14 protein-coding genes are annotated in these 16,760 nt (G+C 64.6%); 6 read left to right on the plus strand and 8 right to left on the minus strand.

Features of this window, described 5'->3' with window-relative positions:
- A complete protein-coding gene (locus V1277_RS05040) occupies positions 1-666 on the plus strand; it encodes a hypothetical protein (protein WP_334415243.1) in 666 nt (221 codons plus the stop codon).
- A gap of 4 nt (positions 667-670) precedes the next feature.
- Here the strand turns inward: V1277_RS05040 and V1277_RS05045 are convergent, their stop codons facing one another.
- From V1277_RS05045 to V1277_RS05080, 8 genes are all read right to left on the minus strand, one after another.
- The gene (locus V1277_RS05045) at positions 671-1,126 is read right to left on the minus strand and encodes a MarR family winged helix-turn-helix transcriptional regulator (RefSeq protein WP_334415244.1); all 456 of its coding nucleotides are present in this window, start codon (positions 1,124-1,126) and stop codon (positions 671-673) included.
- A gap of 28 nt (positions 1,127-1,154) precedes the next feature.
- The gene (locus V1277_RS05050) at positions 1,155-1,859 is read right to left on the minus strand and encodes an ABC transporter ATP-binding protein (protein WP_334415245.1); all 705 of its coding nucleotides are present in this window, start codon (positions 1,857-1,859) and stop codon (positions 1,155-1,157) included.
- Entirely contained in the window at positions 1,856-2,647 is a 792-nt protein-coding gene (locus tag V1277_RS05055; RefSeq protein ID WP_334415246.1) for an ABC transporter ATP-binding protein, read from the minus strand. Before V1277_RS05055 ends, V1277_RS05050 begins: the two co-directional genes overlap by 4 nt.
- Complete coding sequence (locus tag V1277_RS05060) at positions 2,644-4,533, minus strand: ABC transporter permease (protein WP_334415247.1); 1,890 nt, start codon at positions 4,531-4,533, stop codon at positions 2,644-2,646. The genes V1277_RS05055 and V1277_RS05060 overlap by 4 nt, the downstream gene beginning before the upstream one ends.
- Positions 4,534-4,703: 170 nt before the next feature.
- Positions 4,704-5,915 (minus strand): ABC transporter substrate-binding protein, encoded by a 1,212-nt coding sequence (locus V1277_RS05065; protein WP_334415248.1) that lies wholly within the window; start codon positions 5,913-5,915, stop codon positions 4,704-4,706.
- Positions 5,916-5,938: 23 nt separating this feature from the next.
- Complete coding sequence (locus V1277_RS05070; RefSeq protein ID WP_334415249.1) at positions 5,939-6,523, minus strand: amino acid synthesis family protein; 585 nt, start codon at positions 6,521-6,523, stop codon at positions 5,939-5,941.
- Between the two features lie 19 nt (positions 6,524-6,542).
- Entirely contained in the window at positions 6,543-7,451 is a 909-nt protein-coding gene (locus V1277_RS05075; protein WP_334415250.1) for a UPF0280 family protein, read from the minus strand.
- A complete protein-coding gene (locus V1277_RS05080) occupies positions 7,448-8,893 on the minus strand; it encodes a 6-hydroxynicotinate reductase (RefSeq protein ID WP_334415251.1) in 1,446 nt (481 codons plus the stop codon). The genes V1277_RS05075 and V1277_RS05080 overlap by 4 nt, the downstream gene beginning before the upstream one ends.
- 291 nt (positions 8,894-9,184) lie before the next feature.
- Here V1277_RS05080 and V1277_RS05085 point away from each other — a divergent pair, with 291 nt between their 5' ends.
- The 5 genes from V1277_RS05085 to V1277_RS05105 all read left to right on the plus strand — a co-directional run bounded on the left by V1277_RS05085 (position 9,185) and on the right by V1277_RS05105 (position 16,707).
- Positions 9,185-9,655, plus strand: coding sequence for a (2Fe-2S)-binding protein (locus tag V1277_RS05085; RefSeq protein WP_334415252.1), 471 nt, complete (start codon positions 9,185-9,187; stop codon positions 9,653-9,655).
- Complete coding sequence (locus V1277_RS05090; RefSeq protein ID WP_334415253.1) at positions 9,652-13,206, plus strand: molybdopterin cofactor-binding domain-containing protein; 3,555 nt, start codon at positions 9,652-9,654, stop codon at positions 13,204-13,206. Before V1277_RS05085 ends, V1277_RS05090 begins: the two co-directional genes overlap by 4 nt.
- Positions 13,207-13,275: 69 nt before the next feature.
- Positions 13,276-14,580 carry a nicotinate phosphoribosyltransferase gene (gene pncB / locus V1277_RS05095; protein WP_065748789.1) on the plus strand — a complete coding sequence of 435 codons (1,305 nt, stop codon included), beginning with the start codon at positions 13,276-13,278 and terminating at the stop codon, positions 14,578-14,580.
- A 45-nt stretch (positions 14,581-14,625) separates the two neighbouring features.
- Positions 14,626-15,921, plus strand: a complete 1,296-nt coding sequence (locus V1277_RS05100; protein ID WP_334415254.1) for an O-acetylhomoserine aminocarboxypropyltransferase — start codon at positions 14,626-14,628, stop codon at positions 15,919-15,921.
- Positions 15,922-15,924: 3 nt separating this feature from the next.
- Complete coding sequence (locus V1277_RS05105; RefSeq protein WP_334415255.1) at positions 15,925-16,707, plus strand: alpha/beta fold hydrolase; 783 nt, start codon at positions 15,925-15,927, stop codon at positions 16,705-16,707.
- The last annotated feature ends 53 nt before the right edge of the window (positions 16,708-16,760 follow it).

The raw sequence follows: 16,760 nt of genomic DNA on the forward strand, positions 1-16,760 counted from the left end.
TTGAGTGCAGCCGACTGGACACCGGCCTGGCTCTGGCTGGCTGTCATCGCGAGCGGCCTTTACCACGGCGTCAACCCGGGCATGGGCTGGCCGCTCGCTGTTTCGGCTGGACTGATGGAGCGGAGCCCGCGTGCGCTGGTGGCCGCGCTTGGGCCGCTCACGGCCGGCCATCTGCTCGCGATGCTGCTGGTACTCCTTCCCTTCGCGCTGCTCGTTGCCATCGTCGAGTGGCAGCGCACGATCCAGATCGGCGCCAGCGTCCTTGTTATCGCCTTCGGCCTTTTCCGGTTGGCCAACCGCCGCCATCCGAGAGTTTTAGCGCGGATATCACCGGCGCAACTGGGGTTATGGTCGTTTGCCGTGGCGCTGGCGCATGGCGCCGCGCTGATGCTGGTGCCGATCTATCTCGGGCTCTGCCGGCAAGCCGAGCTCGACGGCGGCCACGCGGCCGCCGGCACTCTCATCAATGCCAATCTCGGCATGGCCGTGCTGGTTGCCACCGTCCACGCCATCGCGATGGTCGCCGCCGGCGGAGTTTGCGCGTGGCTCGCCTACCGCTATCTCGGCCTCCAGTTCATATCGCAGAGCTGGTTCAACCTGGATACGACCTGGGCACTGAGCCTCATTCTGGTGGGCGCGGTCGCGCTGGTGCTCAACCTGAGCTGACGCCTTAACGCAGCTTGTCGAGCAATGCGATCAACGTCTCGCGCTCCTTGGCGTCCAGCGGGGCCAGCGTTTCCCGCGAGATCGCAAGGGCATTCGGCGCGGCCTTCTCGGCCATTTGCTGGCCGGCGCGCGTCAGACTCACGAGCAGGCGGCGGCCGTCCTCGGGATCCGGGCTGGTCTCGGTCAGGCCGCGCGCGGTGAGGCGGTCGATCACGCCCTTGATGGTCGCCACATCCATCGCCGTCAGCCGGCCGAGCAGGTTCTGCGAGCATGGTCCGGTCTCGGTCAACTTGGCGAGCGCTGCCCATTGTGTCGGCGTCAGGTTGATGCCGATCTCGCGGGCGAAGATGGTGGCATGGCGCTGCCAGACCTGACGCAGGATGAAGCCGATCTGTTCGTCGAGAATGTAGGACGGGCGCGGCGGCTTGACGCTCCGTTTCGGCGAAACACTCCTTCCCATCTGCGTTCCCCGCCCTTCCCCTCGCCGATCACAGCGACAGATGCGCGTCCCGGACGTCCGGCCGCGCGTCGAGTTCGGCCATCGTGCCGCCGAAGCAAATCTTGCCACGCTCGATGATGTAGGCGCGGTCCGAAATCAGCCGCGCGAAATGCAGGTTCTGCTCCGAGACCACGATGCTGACGCCTTCCTTCTTCATCGCCAGGATGGCATCGACCATCTGTTCGACAATTTTCGGCGACAGCCCTTCCGACGGCTCGTCGAGCAGCACCAGCGTGGGATTGCCCATCAGGGTCCGTGCGATCGTCAGCATCTGCTGCTCGCCGCCGCTCATCCGCCCGCCCGGCCGATTACGCATCTCGCCGAGGTTCGGGAACAGCGTGAACAGCTTTTCGCGCGTCCAGTGCGGCGCGTTCGGCCGTTTTGGCTGGCGGCCGACCTCGAGATTTTCCTCCACCGTCAGGTCGGTGAAGATGCGCCGCTCTTCCGGCACGTAGCCGAGCCCGCTGCGCACGATCGCATGCGTCGGTTCGCGAGAGACATCCTTGCCCTCGAAGACGATCCGTCCCGAACGGCTCTCGACCAGGCCGACGATGGAGCGGAAGGTGGTCGACTTACCGGCGCCGTTGCGGCCGAGCAAAGCCACTACTTCACCCTCGCCGACTTCGAGCGCGATATCGAACAGGATATGCGCCGGGCCGTAAAAGCTGTTGAGATCGGTGACCTGCAGCTTCATGCGCCGGCTCCCTCGCGATGACGCGCATCGTAGACCAGTCCTTCGCCGAGATAGATCGCGCGCACCTGCGGATTGCCGCGCACTTCCTCAGGCGAGCCTTCGGCGATCAGGCTGCCGCGGTTGAGCACCAGGATGCGGTCTGCATGTTCGAACACTACGTCCATATCGTGCTCGGTGAAGAGCACGCCGATCGACTGTTCGCGGGCAATGCTTGCGGTCAGCCGCATCAGCTCGATCCGCTCGCGCGGCGCCATGCCCGCGGTGGGCTCATCCATCAGCAGCAGTCTGGGTTGGTTGGCGAGCGCGATCGCAAGCTCCAGTCGCTTGAGGTCGCCATAGGCAAGCTCACCGCACGGACGCTCGGCATAGGCGCCCATGCCGACGAGGTCGAGCAGCCGGCCCGCCTCCTCGCGGGCGTAAGCCGCGGTCGAGCCCCAGAGGTTGAACAATTGCCTGCCATACGACACGAGTGCGACCTGCACGTTCTCGCGCACGGTCATGGTCGGAAATGTCGCCGTGATCTGGAACGTGCGCCCGACACCGAGCCGCCAGATTGCGCGCGGCTTTCGGCCGACCGTATCCTCGCCGAGCAGATGGATCCGTCCGCTGTCCGGCATGTTCTGGCCGTTGAGCATGTCGAAGCAGGTACTTTTTCCCGCACCGTTGGGTCCGATCAACGCGAGAATTTCGCCCGCACGCAGCTCGAACGACACGCTGCGCACCGCGTGCACGCCGCCATAGGATTTGCTTAAGGCCTCGACCGACAGCAATGTAGGGACCATGCTCATTCGGCAGCCTCGATCCGGGAGGTGACCAGCGCAGATTTTTTGGCTTCGGAGGATCGCCGGCGATTGCGGATCGTCTCCAGCGTCCCGACGATCCCCTTGGGGAACGCCACCACCATCAGCACGATGAAGCCGCCCAGCACCAGTTTTGAGAGATCGGTCTGACTGACCAGCCAGATGTTCGCCGCCTTGAACACGATGGCGCCGATCACCGCGCCGGAAACCGTCTCGACGCCGCCAAGCAGCACCATGACCAGCGCATCCACAGAGAGCGAGATGCCGACGCTGTCCGGGAACACGCTTCCCTTCAGATAGGCGAACAACGCGCCGCCGATGCCCGCCACCGTTCCTGATATGACGAAAGCCGTCCACTGCACGCGCTTGCCATTGATGCCGATCGCCTCGCTACGCAGCGGCGAGTCCCGCGTTGCGCGCAGCGCAAAGCCGAACGGTGAGAACACCATCACCCGGAGCACAGTGACCACGAGCGCCGTGATGCCGAGCGACAACCAATAGAAATTAGCGGGGCTCGCCGCCCATCTCTCCGGCCACACGCCCAAAATGCCGTTGTCGCCGCCGGTCACCTCGACCCACTGGAACGCGATGGACCAGACGATCTGCGCAAAGGCCAGCGTCAGCATCGCGAAATAGACGCCGGAGAGCTGCACGGCGAAAAAGCCGAATACCGCGGCACCCAGCAGCCCCAGCACCGGGCCGAGCAGCAGCGAAACGATCATCGGCAATCCCGCCGCCTTGGCGAGGAATGCGACGCCATAGGCGCCAAGCCCGAAATAGGCGGCATGGCCGAACGAGGCGAGGCCGCCGACCGACATCAGAAAATGCAGGCTGGCGGCAAAGATCACGAAGATCGCAATCTCCGATCCGACTGTCAGCGCATAATTGCCGGCGAAGAGCGGCAGCATCGCCGCGAGGACCAGCGCGCCGATCGACATCAAGCGCTCCCCTGACGTGAGCGGCCGCCACGGATTGACGGTCAGGCCCGGCGTGCGGCGCGCGATGGCTTCCGGCTTGCCGAACAGTCCCCACGGCCGCACGATCAGCACGACCGCCATCACCAGGAACACCAGGATGATGGAGATCTTCGGGAAAATGAGAATGCCGAAGGCGTTGAGTTCGGACACCAGGACGGCGGCGACGAAGGCACCGATGATGCTGCCGAGCCCGCCGATCACAACGACGACGAACACTTCGACGATGATGCGAAGGTCGAGCGCGTGATGCACCGCATCGCGCGGGATCTGCAACGCGCCGCCGAGCGCCGCCAAAAAGACGCCGAGTGCGAACACGCTGGTGAACAGCCATTTCTGATTGACGCCAAGCGCCGCCACCATGTCGCGGTCCTGCGTCGCCGCACGCACCAAGACGCCCCAGCGCGTGCGCTGGAACAGAAGCCACAGCACGCCGAGCACGATCGGGCTGAGCGCGATCAGGAACAGGTCGTAGCTCGGAATGTTCTGGCCGAAAAAATCGACCGCGCCCTTGAAGCCGGGTGCGCGACGGCCGAGCAGATCGTCCGGGCCCCAGATCATCACGACGATGTCCTGAACCATCAAGGTGAGGCCGAACGTCGCCAGCAACTGGAATAGCTCCGGCGCATGATAGATCCGCCGCAGCAGCACCATCTCGACCAGCACGCCGATGATGGCAACGATCAGCGCTGCAACGAGGATGCCGCCCCAGAAGCCGAGCGCGCCGGAGAACCGCTCCGTCAGCGTGAACGCGACATAGGCGCCGAGCATATAGAACGCGCCATGGGCAAAGTTCACGATCCGCGTCACGCCGAAGATGATCGACAGCCCCGACGCGACCAGAAACAGCGACGCCGCGCTGGCGAGACCGGTCAGGAACTGAACGAAGTAGAAAGCCATTGGCGGTCCGGGTTAGGGCATCATCAGAGCGGGCCCTCATCCTTCGAGACGGCGCTTCGCGCCTCCTCAGGATGAGGTCATAGATCGAGAGGTCCTCTTAGACCTCATGGTGAGCAGCGCGGCATCGCCGCGCGTCTCGAACCATGAAGGCCCCCGACCTCAGCCAAAGCTCACTGCTTCGGGCGGAGCTTCTCCACTTCCGCGTCGCTCGGCAGATAGTCCGCGCCCTTGCGATAAACCGAGTTCACCATCACGCCCTTGCCGTCCTTCAGCGCGGTCTTGCCGACATAGGCCCCGAGCGTTGACTGGTGATCGATCTTGCGGAAGGTGATCTCGCCGAACGGCGACGGCATCGACAGGCCTTCGGTTGCTGCGATCAGCTTCTCAGGATCGGTCGAGTTGGCCTTGGCAAGGATCGCCGCAGCCGCCTTGATGGTCTGGTAGCCGACGATCGAGCCGAGCCGCGGATAGTCCTTGTACTTGGCCTGATAGGCTTTCAGGAACTTGTCGTGGTCCGGCGTCTTGATGTCGTACCAGGGATAGCCTGTGACGATCCAACCCTCCGGCGTCTCATCCTTCAGCGGATCGAGATACTCTGGCTCGCCAGTGAGGAAGGACACTACCGAACGTCCCTTGAACAGGCCGCGGGTATTGCCTTCGCGCACGAGCTTCACCAGGTCGGCGCCGAAGGTGACGTTGAGGATCGCCTCGGGATTGGCCGCAGCAACCGCCTGCACCACCGGACCTGCATCGATCTTGCCCTGCGGCGGCCACTGCTCGTCGACCCACTGGATATCGGGTCGCTTCTCCGACATCAGCTTCTTGAATACTGCAACCGCAGACTGGCCATATTCATAGTTCGGCGCAATCGTCGCCCAGCGCTTGGCCGGCAGCTTGGCGGCTTCCTCCACCAGCATCGCGGCCTGCATGTAGTTGGAGGGACGCAGGCGGAAGGTGTAGCGGTTGCCCTTCGACCAGGTGATAGCGTCGGTCAACGGCTCCGCGGCCAGGAAGAACACCTTCTTCTGGTTGGCGAAGTCGGAGACGGCGAGACCAATGTTGGACAGGAACGTGCCGGTCAGCATCGCGACGTTCTCGCTCGAGACCAACTCGTTGGCTGCGGTCTGCGCATCCGCCGGCTTGCCGCCGTCGTCCTTGGAAATGACGACCAGCTTCTTGCCGTTGATGCCGCCCGCGGCATTGATTTCCTCGACTGCGAGCTGCCAGCCCTTGCGGTAGGGTTCGGTGAAGGCCGGCAACAGCGAATAGCTGTTGATCTCGCCGATCTTGATTTCCCTGATTTCGCTCTGCGCCATGGCGCTCCCAGCCATGCCGGCGACCGCGATCGCCAATCCTGCTCCCAGCAAATGTCTCCGTCGCATCCCTACCTCCAATGTTGATCTCATTATCTCAAACCGTCTTCGCCTTTGACTTCCTCAACCGTCAGCCCGCCGACACGCGGCAATGGCCTGCCGCTATCGGTAACGGCGACCGCGACCATGATCTCGTTGGCGCGGGGTGCATCGTTGATCTGCACTTCCATGCCGTCGAAATGACTGCGCACGAAAGCCGCGTCCTTGTGACCGAGCGGAACATCCAGCGTCGTCCCTGGGCCGCTTCGTTTCTTCGACGACGGAATCAGCGCCGCGCCCTTGCCCAATACCTTCCGCACCGGCGCACCCATCTTCGGATGCAAGATCGCTGCCGCATGCTCGAGCTCGCCGTTTTCGCCCACGGCGGCCGCTTTGCCGTAGCTGTGGGCCTTGGCGCCCTCAATGCCGAGCGCGGCAACTGCTCTCTTCGAGAGCAATTCGCCAAGCTCCTCGCCGATTTCGATCAAAGGCGAGAGGTCTTCGACATACCGGCCTGCAAACGGATTCTCGATCACAGCGATCGCCGCGGCCCGCCGCGTCGGCGGTGCAATCTTCTGTCCCATCTCAAGATGGGTTTCCTCGACCACCGTGACGATCTTGCGAATGATCGCGCTCATCTGTCAGCCTCGCTCCCGATCAAACATGCGCTGTTCTTTCCGGTGCGTTTCCATGAAATGTTGGCAACGCGCCCGCCCTGATCCCTGTTGCACCCACCACGGCCGTCTCGCCTAGTAGACGCAAGGCCGCACCTTCGATCAATCCCGCCGCAAGCAATTGTTGTGCCCGGCTCACCCCTGCCCTTAACGCATCGTCGATCTCGCTTTCCCGGAGCACGCCGACGTCGCGGGTGACGAGGCGCGCTCCGAGGTCGCTGTCGGGCTGCAAATCATTGGCCGGACAGCGGATGATGGCGGGGTGACCGGGCAGATCGACGGCATTGGCGATGATGGTCGCTGCGGCATCGGCTTGCGCCGCCGTTCGCGCCAGCACGGTCACCGCGTCGGCGATCCCAAGCGAAAAGCTGCGTCCGTGCCGCCCGCTGGTCGCGATGCCGCGTGCCGGATCATCGGCTTCGATAGTGATGGTTTGCATCACGCCACGATGGTCCGGTCGGTTCATCAGCCCGACGGTGAATTGCTCGCCACGGGTCAAATGCAATGCGATGTCGCCGCCATTGTTGACGTAGGCACGATCGAGCCGCGCCGTGCCCAGCATCGCGCCAAGAATCTCCTCCGCGACGCTGCCTGCCACCGCCGCCATCGGCGTGATGAAGTGCTCGCCCGCAAACGGCGCCACCGCCGCATGCATGCGGCGCGCAACGACACCGTTCAGCGCGCTTCGCGCCGGATCGGCGGCCTTGCGAAGTTCGATCAACTCCTCGCAGAGTTCATCGAGCAGGCCGGTGAAGCGCCGCGCGGCGGCCTCATAAGCGGCGCGCACCTCGCCTTCGCTTCCTTTCGCCTCGATGATCAGGTCGATCGGACCGTCCTGCAAATGCAGCCGCTTGCCGTCAGGAAGAAGCGCGATTTGCGGGAGCCGTTTCATGTGCGCCGTCCCGCCATATTGGGCATCGGGCGGAACCCGCTGTTCTCCCGCAACGATGCCAGCGGGCGCACATGATCCATGTGACCGCCCAGCGCCGCGTAATCGGACAGTTTCAGCGTGAACTCGATCGGCGCGACCAGCGCCGGCGTCGGCACATAGCCGAATGCGCCGGCCGGCATTTGCGTAACGTCGACCATGAAAGTGATGCCGCCGCCCGGCCAGACATAGACCGGCGCGCCTCCGCTGGTGACCCGCGTCAGCGCGTCCTTGACCGACCGCGTCAGCCGCACCGGATTGTCGGTGACGCCGGCGCGCAGCGAGCCGCCGGCGCCGCCCATGAACAGCACCGTGCACAAGGCCGGCTCGCAATTTTCCTGGATGCGCTCGACCGAGAACTGGAGGTCGGCCGGAATCTGCTTTTCGATTGGCCGCAACGCCTCGTCGAGTTGGTAATAGGCTGCGTGCTCGCCAGTGGTCGAGACCATCAGCATGGTGAGCCCAGGCCGCGCCTCCTTCGGATTGAACGGCCCCAGCACCGACAGCGGATCGGAAATATTGGTGCCGCCCCACCCCGTCCCGGGATCGGCGACCTGGAAGTAACGGCCGGGCGTCGAGCGCCGGCCCTTCATCTTGATCCCGGTATCGGGAATATCGAGCAGCTTGCCGGCCTGGTGTTCCGAGAGCACGCCGGTGATGTGGTCGTCCACGACAACGACTTCGTCGACCTTGCCGTGCCATTGCTTGGCGAACATGCCGATGGTCGCCGAGCCGCAGCCTACCCGCATGCGCTCTTCGGCAACACCGTTGACGATCGGCGGGTGGCCGGCCTGCACCACCACCGTGGCACCGCCGTCGATCGTCAGCTCCACCGGCTTGCAGTTGGAAAGGTCCATCAGCGCGTCGCAGGTAACGCGGCCCTCCTTCTTGGAACCGCCGGTCAGATGATGCACGCCGCCGAGCGAAAGCATCTGCGAGCCATATTCGCTGGTCGTCACATGGCCGATCGCCTCGCCTTCCGCGCGGACGGTCGCCGTCTCGGGGCCGAGATAACGGTCGGTGTCGATCTTCACCTTGACGCCGCAATAGCTGAAAATGCCTTCGGTCACGACCGTGACCATGTCGACGCCGTCGATCTCCGATGACACGATGAAGGGCGCCGGCTTGTAATCGGGATAGGTTGTTCCGGCGCCGATCGCGGTGACGAACACGTTGGGCTCGTGGACGAGTTTGCCGTCCCAGTCGCCACCGGCCTGAAACGGCACCAGCCGTCCGCCGTGCGACACCGTTCGCTCCAGCACGATATGCGGATCGACGCGCACCAGCTCGCCATTATGGTTGGCATAGCGATCGCACGCACCCGCCGCGCCCGGTTTGATGTAGCACATCACCGGACAGGCATCGCAGCGGATCTTGTCGCCAGTGGCAACGGTCTCGTCAGTCATGAACAAGCCTGCAGTCGGGAAGGCGCCGATCATAGCCGCTTATTCGCGGTTTCGACCATTTGTTCGTATACGAATGATGTTGCGCGCGGACTGGAACGCTGTCAAGCCGCTCCCGCTGCGAAACGCCCCGCTTGCCGCATAATACCTCATTTGCCTCGCCGCTCTGTTCATAAAGCGAGCAGCGCGCTGCAGCGCGGGATCGCGCGGCTTGCACGTTTGTACACAAACGGTATCTTTCGCGAAGCATCCAGTGCGGGTTTTGCAGCGCAACGAGGACTTCGGGAGAGCATGATGCGCCTGACCGTCAACGGCAAGGTTCACGACGTTGACGCCGCGCTCGACACTGCATTGCTTTACGTGCTCCGCAACGACCTCGAACTGAACGGACCGAAATACGGCTGCGGGCTCGGCGAATGCGGCGCCTGCGCCGTGCTGATCGACGGCGTCGCCGCGCGTTCCTGCGTGATCCCGATCGAGGGCTGCGCCGGGCGCGACATCGTGACGCTCGAAGGCCTCGGCACGCGCGAACATCCCGATCCCGTGCAGCAAGCGTTTATCAGCGAACAGGCGGCGCAATGCGGCTATTGCCTCAACGGCATGATCATCACCACCAAGGCGCTGTTGCTGCGCTCCCCTCACCCGTCGGAAGACGAGGTACTGGAAGCACTGCGCCATCATCTGTGCCGCTGCGGCGCGCATGTCGAAATCATGCGCGCTGCAATGCGCGCCACAGGCCGTCTCGTTGAGGCGCAGGCGCGATGACCGTCCCTGACACGGTTGAGAATCGCGAACGGTTGCAAGGCACGCTGTCCGTCGTGCGTCCGGCATCGCCGGTCGAGGCCGTCAAGTTCGAGACCTTCATCAAGGTCACGGCAGATGGATCGGTCACCGCCTATAACGGCCACGTCGATCTCGGCACCGGCATCCGCACCGCGCTCGGGCAGATCGTTGCCGAAGAGCTCGACGTATCGTTTGCCCGTGTTGTGGTCGTGCTCGGCGACACAGCCCTCGTTCCCAATCAGGGCGCGACGATTGCGAGCGAAACAATTCAGATTACGGCCGTTCCGTTGCGCAAGGCTGCCGCGCAGGCGCGGCAGTTTCTGGTCGCGCGCGCCGCCGAGCGGCTGGAGCTTTCGGCCGAGGATCTCGTCATTGAAGACGGCCTCGTCCGCGGCAAGGACAATCGCAGCGTCAGTTACGGCGAACTGATTGCGGGCGAGACGATTCGCCTTGAACTCGCCGACGACGTTCCAGTTAAGTCCGTCGACGCTTACAACATCGTTGGCCGATCGGTGCCGCGCGTCGATCTTCCGGCGAAGGCGACCGGTGAATTGGTCTACGTGCACGACATGCGCGTGCCTGGCATGCTGCATGGCCGCGTCGTTCGCCCGCCATATGCCGGCGTCGATGTCGGCGACTTCATCGGTAACAGCCTGATCGCGGTCGACGAGAGCTCCGTGCGCGACATCCCCGGACTTGTCGCGGTCGTTCGCATCGGCGACTTCGTCGGCGTCGTCGCCGAGCGCGAGGAGAATGCAATCAAGGCGGCGGCGCAGCTCAAGGTGAGCTGGAAGCCGGTGCCGACGCTGCCCGACCTCAAGGACATTGAAACGACGTTGCGGGCCAATCCATCGACGCCACGAACGCTGATCGACAAGGGTGATGTCGATGCGGCGATCGCCGATGCCGCCAAGCCGATGCCGCGAACCTACATCTGGCCCTACCAGATGCACGCTTCGATCGGCCCGTCCTGCGCGGTTGCGGATTATCAGGAGGATGTGACGCGAGTCTGGTCCGGCACGCAGAACCCGCATCATCTGCGCACCGATCTGGCGCGGCTGATCCACCGGCGCGAAGCCGAGATCGAGGTGATCCGGCTGGAGGCCGCCGGTTGCTACGGCCGCAACTGTGCCGATGATGTTTCCGCCGACGCGGTGCTGCTGTCGCGCGCCGTCGGCCGGCCCGTCCGCGTGCAATTGACGCGCGAGCAGGAGCACGCCTGGGAACCGAAGGGCACCGCGCAGTTGATGGATGTCAACGGCGGATTGAACGTCGATGGCAGCGTTGCCGGCTATGATTTTGCGACGCGCTATCCATCGAACGGCGCTCCGACGCTTGCCCTGCTGCTAACCGGCGCCGTACCGCACACACCCGCTGTCTTCGAGATGGGCGATCGCACCGCGATCCCGCCCTACGATTACGAGAATCTGCGCGTGGTAGCGAACGACATGCCGCCGATCGTGCGCGCCTCCTGGCTGCGCGGCGTCTCGGCGCTGCCGAACACCTTTGCGCATGAATCCTGGATCGACGAATGCGCCAGCGAGGCTGGTGTCGATCCGATCGAGTACCGTCTGCGCTATTTGAAGGATCCACGCGCGATCGATCTCGTCAATGCGGTGGCCGAACGCGCCGGCTGGAAACCGCGGCCGGTACGCGAGGAGAAGCAGGCCGAAGGCGATGTCGTGCGTGGGCGCGGCTTTGCCTATGCGCTCTATGTGCACAGCAAGTTTCCCGGCTATGGCGCAGCGTGGTCGGCGTGGATCGCCGACGTCGCGGTGAACAAGGCGACCGGCGATGTCAGCGTGACGCGGGTGGTGGCAGGCCAGGACTCCGGCCTGATGATCAATCCGGACGGCGTGCGCCACCAGATCCACGGCAACGTCATCCAATCGACCAGCCGCGCGCTGATGGAGGAAGTGTCGTTCGATCGTAGCTCCGTGACGGCGCGCGAATGGGGCACCTACCCCATCATCAAGTTTCCCGAGGTGCCTGAGATCGACGTGCTGATGCTGCCGCGACAGGATCAGCCGCCGCTCGGTGTCGGCGAGTCCGCCTCCGTCCCCAGCGCAGCCGCCATCGCCAACGCGATCTATGATGCGACCGGCGTGCGCTTTCGCGAATTGCCGTTCACCCCGGAACGCATCTCGCGGGGTCTGCGCGGCGAGGAGCCAGCGGCAGCCGAGGCGTTGCCCGCGCCGGCATCCGCACCACAGCCTGACCTCAATCGATGGCCCAATCCGTTCGCCGGACGACGCGGCGTGTTTGCGACTGCCGCAGCGCTGTGCGCGGCTGCGGTCGGCATCGGCGCCGCCGTGCTGCCGTGGCGAGCGATCGCGCCGATCGCGCGGCCCGACGCCTCGGTCTATTCGGCCGCGACCATCGCCCGCGGCGAGCAACTTGCGGCGCTCGGCGATTGCGCGGTGTGCCACACCGCTGCGAATGGCGTGCTCAACGCCGGCGGCCGGCCGCTGCCGACACCGTTCGGCACGATCTATTCGACTAACATCACGCCCGATGTCGAAACCGGAATCGGCGCGTGGTCCTATCCCGCCTTCGAGCGCGCAATGCGCGAGGGCATTCATCGCGACGGGCGGCATCTCTATCCCGCGTTTCCCTATCCGCATTTCGCCAGGACCACCGATGCCGACATGCAGGCGCTCTATGCCTATCTGATGGCGCAGTCGCCGGTGCGAGCGGAGACGCCGGCCAGCGCGCTGGCATTCCCGTTCAACCTGCGCCCGCTGATGGCCGGATGGAATGCGCTGTTCCACACACCCGCCGTGTTCCAGCCCGATCCCGCAAAATCCGAGATCTGGAATCGCGGCGCTTATCTCGTCGAAGGCCTCGGCCATTGCGGCGCCTGCCATTCGCCGCGCAATGCGCTCGGCGCGGAGAAGGCGAACGCCTATCTCGCCGGCGGATTTGCGGAAGGCTGGGAAGCGCCGGCGCTGACCTCATTGTCGCAGGCGCCGATCCCGTGGAACGAGGACGAACTGTACGCGTATTTGCGAACCGGCGAGTCGCGCTTTCACGGCGTCGCCGCGGGGCCAATGGCGCCGGTGGTGAAGGAACTCGCGGCGTTGCCTGATGCTGACATCCGCGCCATGGCGGTCTATCTCGCCTCGTTCAACGAGACCGCGATCGATCGCCCGGCACAGCAAGCGCTTGCCGTCAAGCTCGAAGCCTCGACGGGCACGCGAACGCTTGCGGCCTCCAGCGTCGGCGCGCGGCTCTATCAGGGCGCCTGCGCGGTCTGCCATGAGGTCGGCGGCGCGCCGCTGTTTGGCAGCCGGCCATCGCTGGCGCTCAACAGCAATCTGCACAGCACCGTGCCCGACAATCTGATCCAGGTCATCCTGCACGGCATCGCAAAACCGGCGACGACCGACCTCGGCTATATGCCGGCCTTCAAGGACAGCCTGAGCGACGGCCAGATCGCCGAGCTGGTCGCCTATCTGAGGCAACAATTTGCCCCTGATAAGCCGGCCTGGAAGGATATTCCTGCTGCGATCGGCCGTATCCGGCAGGAATAGCGCGCTGAGCTGCCATGCCGCCGGCAAAACCCACTGGTTGGGCGGCCCGCGGCACGGTAAAGTTCCGCCATGGCAGTTACCGATATTGCATCCCGGACCTATAACCATGGCTGGCGGCTCGACCCGATCGTGCGCAGCCTGCTCGATACCGATTTTTACAAACTCTTGATGCTGCAGATGATCCGGGAATTTTACCCGGAGCAGCGCGTCACCTTTTCGGTCATCAACCGCACCCGGCAGGTTCGCCTCGCCGAGATCATCGATGAGGGCGAACTGCGCGCACAGCTCGACCACGCGCGCACCATCCGCTTCACCAAGAAGGAGCTGATCTGGCTCGCCGGTAACACGTTCTACGGCAAGACCCAGATGTTCTCGCCGGACTTCATCCACTGGCTTGCCAACTTCCGCCTGCCCGAATATGAGCTGAACAAGGTCGACGGCCAGTACGAGTTGCACTTCCACGGGCCGTGGACCCACACCACGATGTGGGAAATCCCGGCGCTTGCGATCATGAATGAGCTGCGCTCGCGGCAGGCGACCAAGGGTCAGGGACGCTTCGTGCTCGACGTGCTCTATGCCCGCGCCAAGGCCAAGCTGTGGTCCAAGGTCGAGCGGCTGCGCAAGCTCGAAGGCCTGCGGCTGTCGGACTTCGGCACGCGCCGGCGCCACGGCCATCTGTGGCAGCGCTGGTGCGTCGAGGCCGTCAAGGAGGGGCTCGGCCCCTCCTTCACCGGCACCTCCAACGTGTTGCTGGCGATGGACAACGATCTCGAAGCGATCGGCACCAATGCGCATGAATTGCCGATGGTCGCGGCCGCGCTTGCCAATTCCGACGAGGAGCTGCGCTGGGCGCCCTATCGCATCCTCGATCAGTGGCGACACACCTACGGCGGCAACCTCTTGATCGCCCTGCCCGACGCCTTCGGCACCAAAACATTCCTGCGCGATGCGCCGGACTGGGTCGCTGACTGGACCGGCTTCCGCCCGGACAGCGCGCCGCCGATCACGGCAGGCGAAGACATCATCAAGTGGTGGAAGCAGAAGGGCCGCGAGCCTAAGGAGAAGCTGCTCGTGTTCTCCGACGGCATGGATGTCGATTCGATCGAGGAGACCTATCGTCACTTCGCCGGACGCGTCCGCATCTCGTTCGGCTGGGGCACCAATCTCACCAATGATTTCGTCGGCTGCGCGCCGGATGGATCGGCCGATCTCGATCCGATCTCGCTGGTGTGCAAGGTGACGTCGGTCGACGGGCGGCCGGCGGTCAAGTTGTCGGATAATCCCGAGAAGGCCACCGGCACGCCGTCCGAGATCGAACGTTATTTGCGCGTGTTCGGCAATGCCGGCCGCGTCCGCACCGCCGTGCACGTCTGAGCCATCACATACTTTCCCGCCACCACTTGATCTGACGAGCCCCGCATGCCCGCACCCAAACCGCCTGCCTTCGAGACCCTGAGCCTGCATGCTGGCCAGCGCCCCGATCCCGCAACCGGCGCCCGTGCCGTTCCGGTCTATCAGACCACCTCCTACGTGTTCCAGGACTCCGACCACGCTGCGGCGCTGTTCAATCTCGAACGCGCCGGACACATCTACACCCGCATTTCCAATCCCACGACCGCCGTGCTTGAGGAGCGGCTGGCGGCGCTGGAAGCCGGCGTCGGCGCGATCTGCACGGCAAGCGGCATGGCCGCGATGCATCTGGCGATCGCAACGATCCTCAACGCCGGCGATCACATCGTCGCCTCCGCCTCGCTCTATGGCGGCACCATCAATTTGCTCGCGCACACGCTGCCGCGCTTCGGCATCACGACGACGTTCGTCAAGCCGCGCGCGCTCGATGAATTCCGCGCCGCGATCAAGCCAAACACGCGGCTGGTGATCGGCGAGACCATCGGCAATCCCGGGCTTGAAGTGCTGGACATTCCGGCGGTCGCGCAGATCGCGCATGACGCCAGGATTCCGCTCCTGATCGACAACACCTTTGCGACGCCGTTCCTCAGCCGCCCGATCGAGCTCGGCGCCGATATCGTGATGAACTCGGCGACCAAATGGATCGGCGGCCACGGCATCGCGATCGGCGGCGTCATCGTCGATGGCGGCCGGTTCGACTGGCACGGCTCGGGCAAGTTCCCCCAGCTCACCGAGCCCTATGCCGGCTATCACGGCATCGTCTTCGACGAGCAGTTCGGCCAGGCCGCCTTCATCATGCGCGCCCGCACCGAGGGCCTGCGCGACTTCGGCGCCTGCCTGTCGCCGACCAACGCGTTCCAACTGCTGCAGGGCGTCGAGACGCTCGGCGTGCGGATGGAGCGCCATATGAGCAACACGCTTGCGGTGCTGGAGGCGCTGAGCGCCAACAAGGCGGTCGAGTGGGTGCTGCATCCGGCGCTGGAAAATCACCCCGACCATCAGCTCGCGAAGCGGCTGTTGCCGCGCGGCGCCGGATCGATCGTCTCTTTCGGCATCAAGGGTGGCCGCGCAGCGGGCAAAAAATTCATCGAGCAGCTTCGGATGATCAGCCACCTCGCCAATGTCGGCGATGCCAAGACGCTGGTCATTCACCCCGCCAGCACCACACATCAGCAGATGGATGCCGCCCAGTTGAAGGCCGCCGGGGTCGGCGAGGAGCTGGTGCGGCTGTCGATCGGAATTGAGGCCGTTTCCGACATCATCGACGATCTCGGCCAGGCGCTCCGCGCATCGCAGAAGGTTTGACCCATGCAGCTTTCCGTCAACGGTGCTGATGTCTTCGTCGCGACCGGCGGCCGTCCGTTCGATCCGTCGCTGCCTGCGGTGGTGATGCTGCACGGCGCGGGGTTCGATCATTCGACCTGGGCGCTGCACAGCCGCTGGTTCGCCCATCACGGCTACGCCGTGCTGGCGCCCGATTTGCCCGGCCATGGCCGCTCGGGAGGCAGCCCGCTGCCGACCATCGCCGACATGGCCGACTGGACCGCCGCGCTGCTCGACGCGGCCGGCGCGCCGAAGGCGAAGCTCATCGGCCATTCGATGGGTTCGCTGATCGCGCTGGAGACGTCCGCGCGACATCCCGACAAGGTGTCCGGCCTCAGCCTGATCGGCACCGCTGCTACGATGACGGTCGGCCCCGATCTGCTCAAGGCCGCCGAGGTCAACAACCCTGATGCCATCGACATGGTCTCGATCTGGGGCCTCGGCTTCAAGGCCGAGCTCGGCGGCAGCCTCGCGCCGGGACTGTGGATGCATCAGGGCGCGCAGCGCGTGCTGCAGCAGACGCGACCGGGCGTGCTCTACAGCGATCTCAATGCCTGCAACTCCTATCAGAACGCGCTCGCAGCAGCCGCGCAGGTGAAGGTGCCCGTCACCTTCATTCTCGGCGAGCGCGACATGATGACGCCAGCCAAGGGCGGCAAGGCGCTGGCGGCGGCGACGCCGAATGCGCGGATCGTCGTCGTTCCCGGCGCCGGTCACATGATCATGGCCGAAGCGCCGGATGAATTGCTGGCAGCGTTGCGGCAGTAGCATCCTTTCTTCCCTTCTCCCCTTGTGGGAGAAGGTGGCGCGAAGCGCCGGAT

Source organism: Bradyrhizobium sp. AZCC 1588 (assembly GCF_036924735.1).
Classification (GTDB): Bacteria; Pseudomonadota; Alphaproteobacteria; order Rhizobiales; family Xanthobacteraceae; genus Bradyrhizobium.

What these genes read in the sequence shown, in the direction of transcription:
- V1277_RS05085 (WP_334415252.1), top strand. Translation starts at nt 9,185, where the DNA reads ATGCGCCTGACCGTCAACGGCAAGGTTCACGACGTTGACGCCGCGCTC.
- V1277_RS05075 (WP_334415250.1), bottom strand. Translation starts at nt 7,451, where the DNA reads ATGAAACGGCTCCCGCAAATCGCGCTTCTTCCTGACGGCAAGCGGCTG.
- V1277_RS05065 (WP_334415248.1), bottom strand. Translation starts at nt 5,915, where the DNA reads ATGCGACGGAGACATTTGCTGGGAGCAGGATTGGCGATCGCGGTCGCC.
- V1277_RS05060 (WP_334415247.1), bottom strand. Translation starts at nt 4,533, where the DNA reads ATGGCTTTCTACTTCGTTCAGTTCCTGACCGGTCTCGCCAGCGCGGCG.
- V1277_RS05100 (WP_334415254.1), top strand. Translation starts at nt 14,626, where the DNA reads ATGCCCGCACCCAAACCGCCTGCCTTCGAGACCCTGAGCCTGCATGCT.
- V1277_RS05090 (WP_334415253.1), top strand. Translation starts at nt 9,652, where the DNA reads ATGACCGTCCCTGACACGGTTGAGAATCGCGAACGGTTGCAAGGCACG.
- V1277_RS05045 (WP_334415244.1), bottom strand. Translation starts at nt 1,126, where the DNA reads ATGGGAAGGAGTGTTTCGCCGAAACGGAGCGTCAAGCCGCCGCGCCCG.
- V1277_RS05070 (WP_334415249.1), bottom strand. Translation starts at nt 6,523, where the DNA reads ATGAGCGCGATCATTCGCAAGATCGTCACGGTGGTCGAGGAAACCCAT.
- V1277_RS05055 (WP_334415246.1), bottom strand. Translation starts at nt 2,647, where the DNA reads ATGAGCATGGTCCCTACATTGCTGTCGGTCGAGGCCTTAAGCAAATCC.
- V1277_RS05105 (WP_334415255.1), top strand. Translation starts at nt 15,925, where the DNA reads ATGCAGCTTTCCGTCAACGGTGCTGATGTCTTCGTCGCGACCGGCGGC.
- V1277_RS05050 (WP_334415245.1), bottom strand. Translation starts at nt 1,859, where the DNA reads ATGAAGCTGCAGGTCACCGATCTCAACAGCTTTTACGGCCCGGCGCAT.
- pncB (WP_065748789.1), top strand. Translation starts at nt 13,276, where the DNA reads ATGGCAGTTACCGATATTGCATCCCGGACCTATAACCATGGCTGGCGG.
- V1277_RS05080 (WP_334415251.1), bottom strand. Translation starts at nt 8,893, where the DNA reads ATGACTGACGAGACCGTTGCCACTGGCGACAAGATCCGCTGCGATGCC.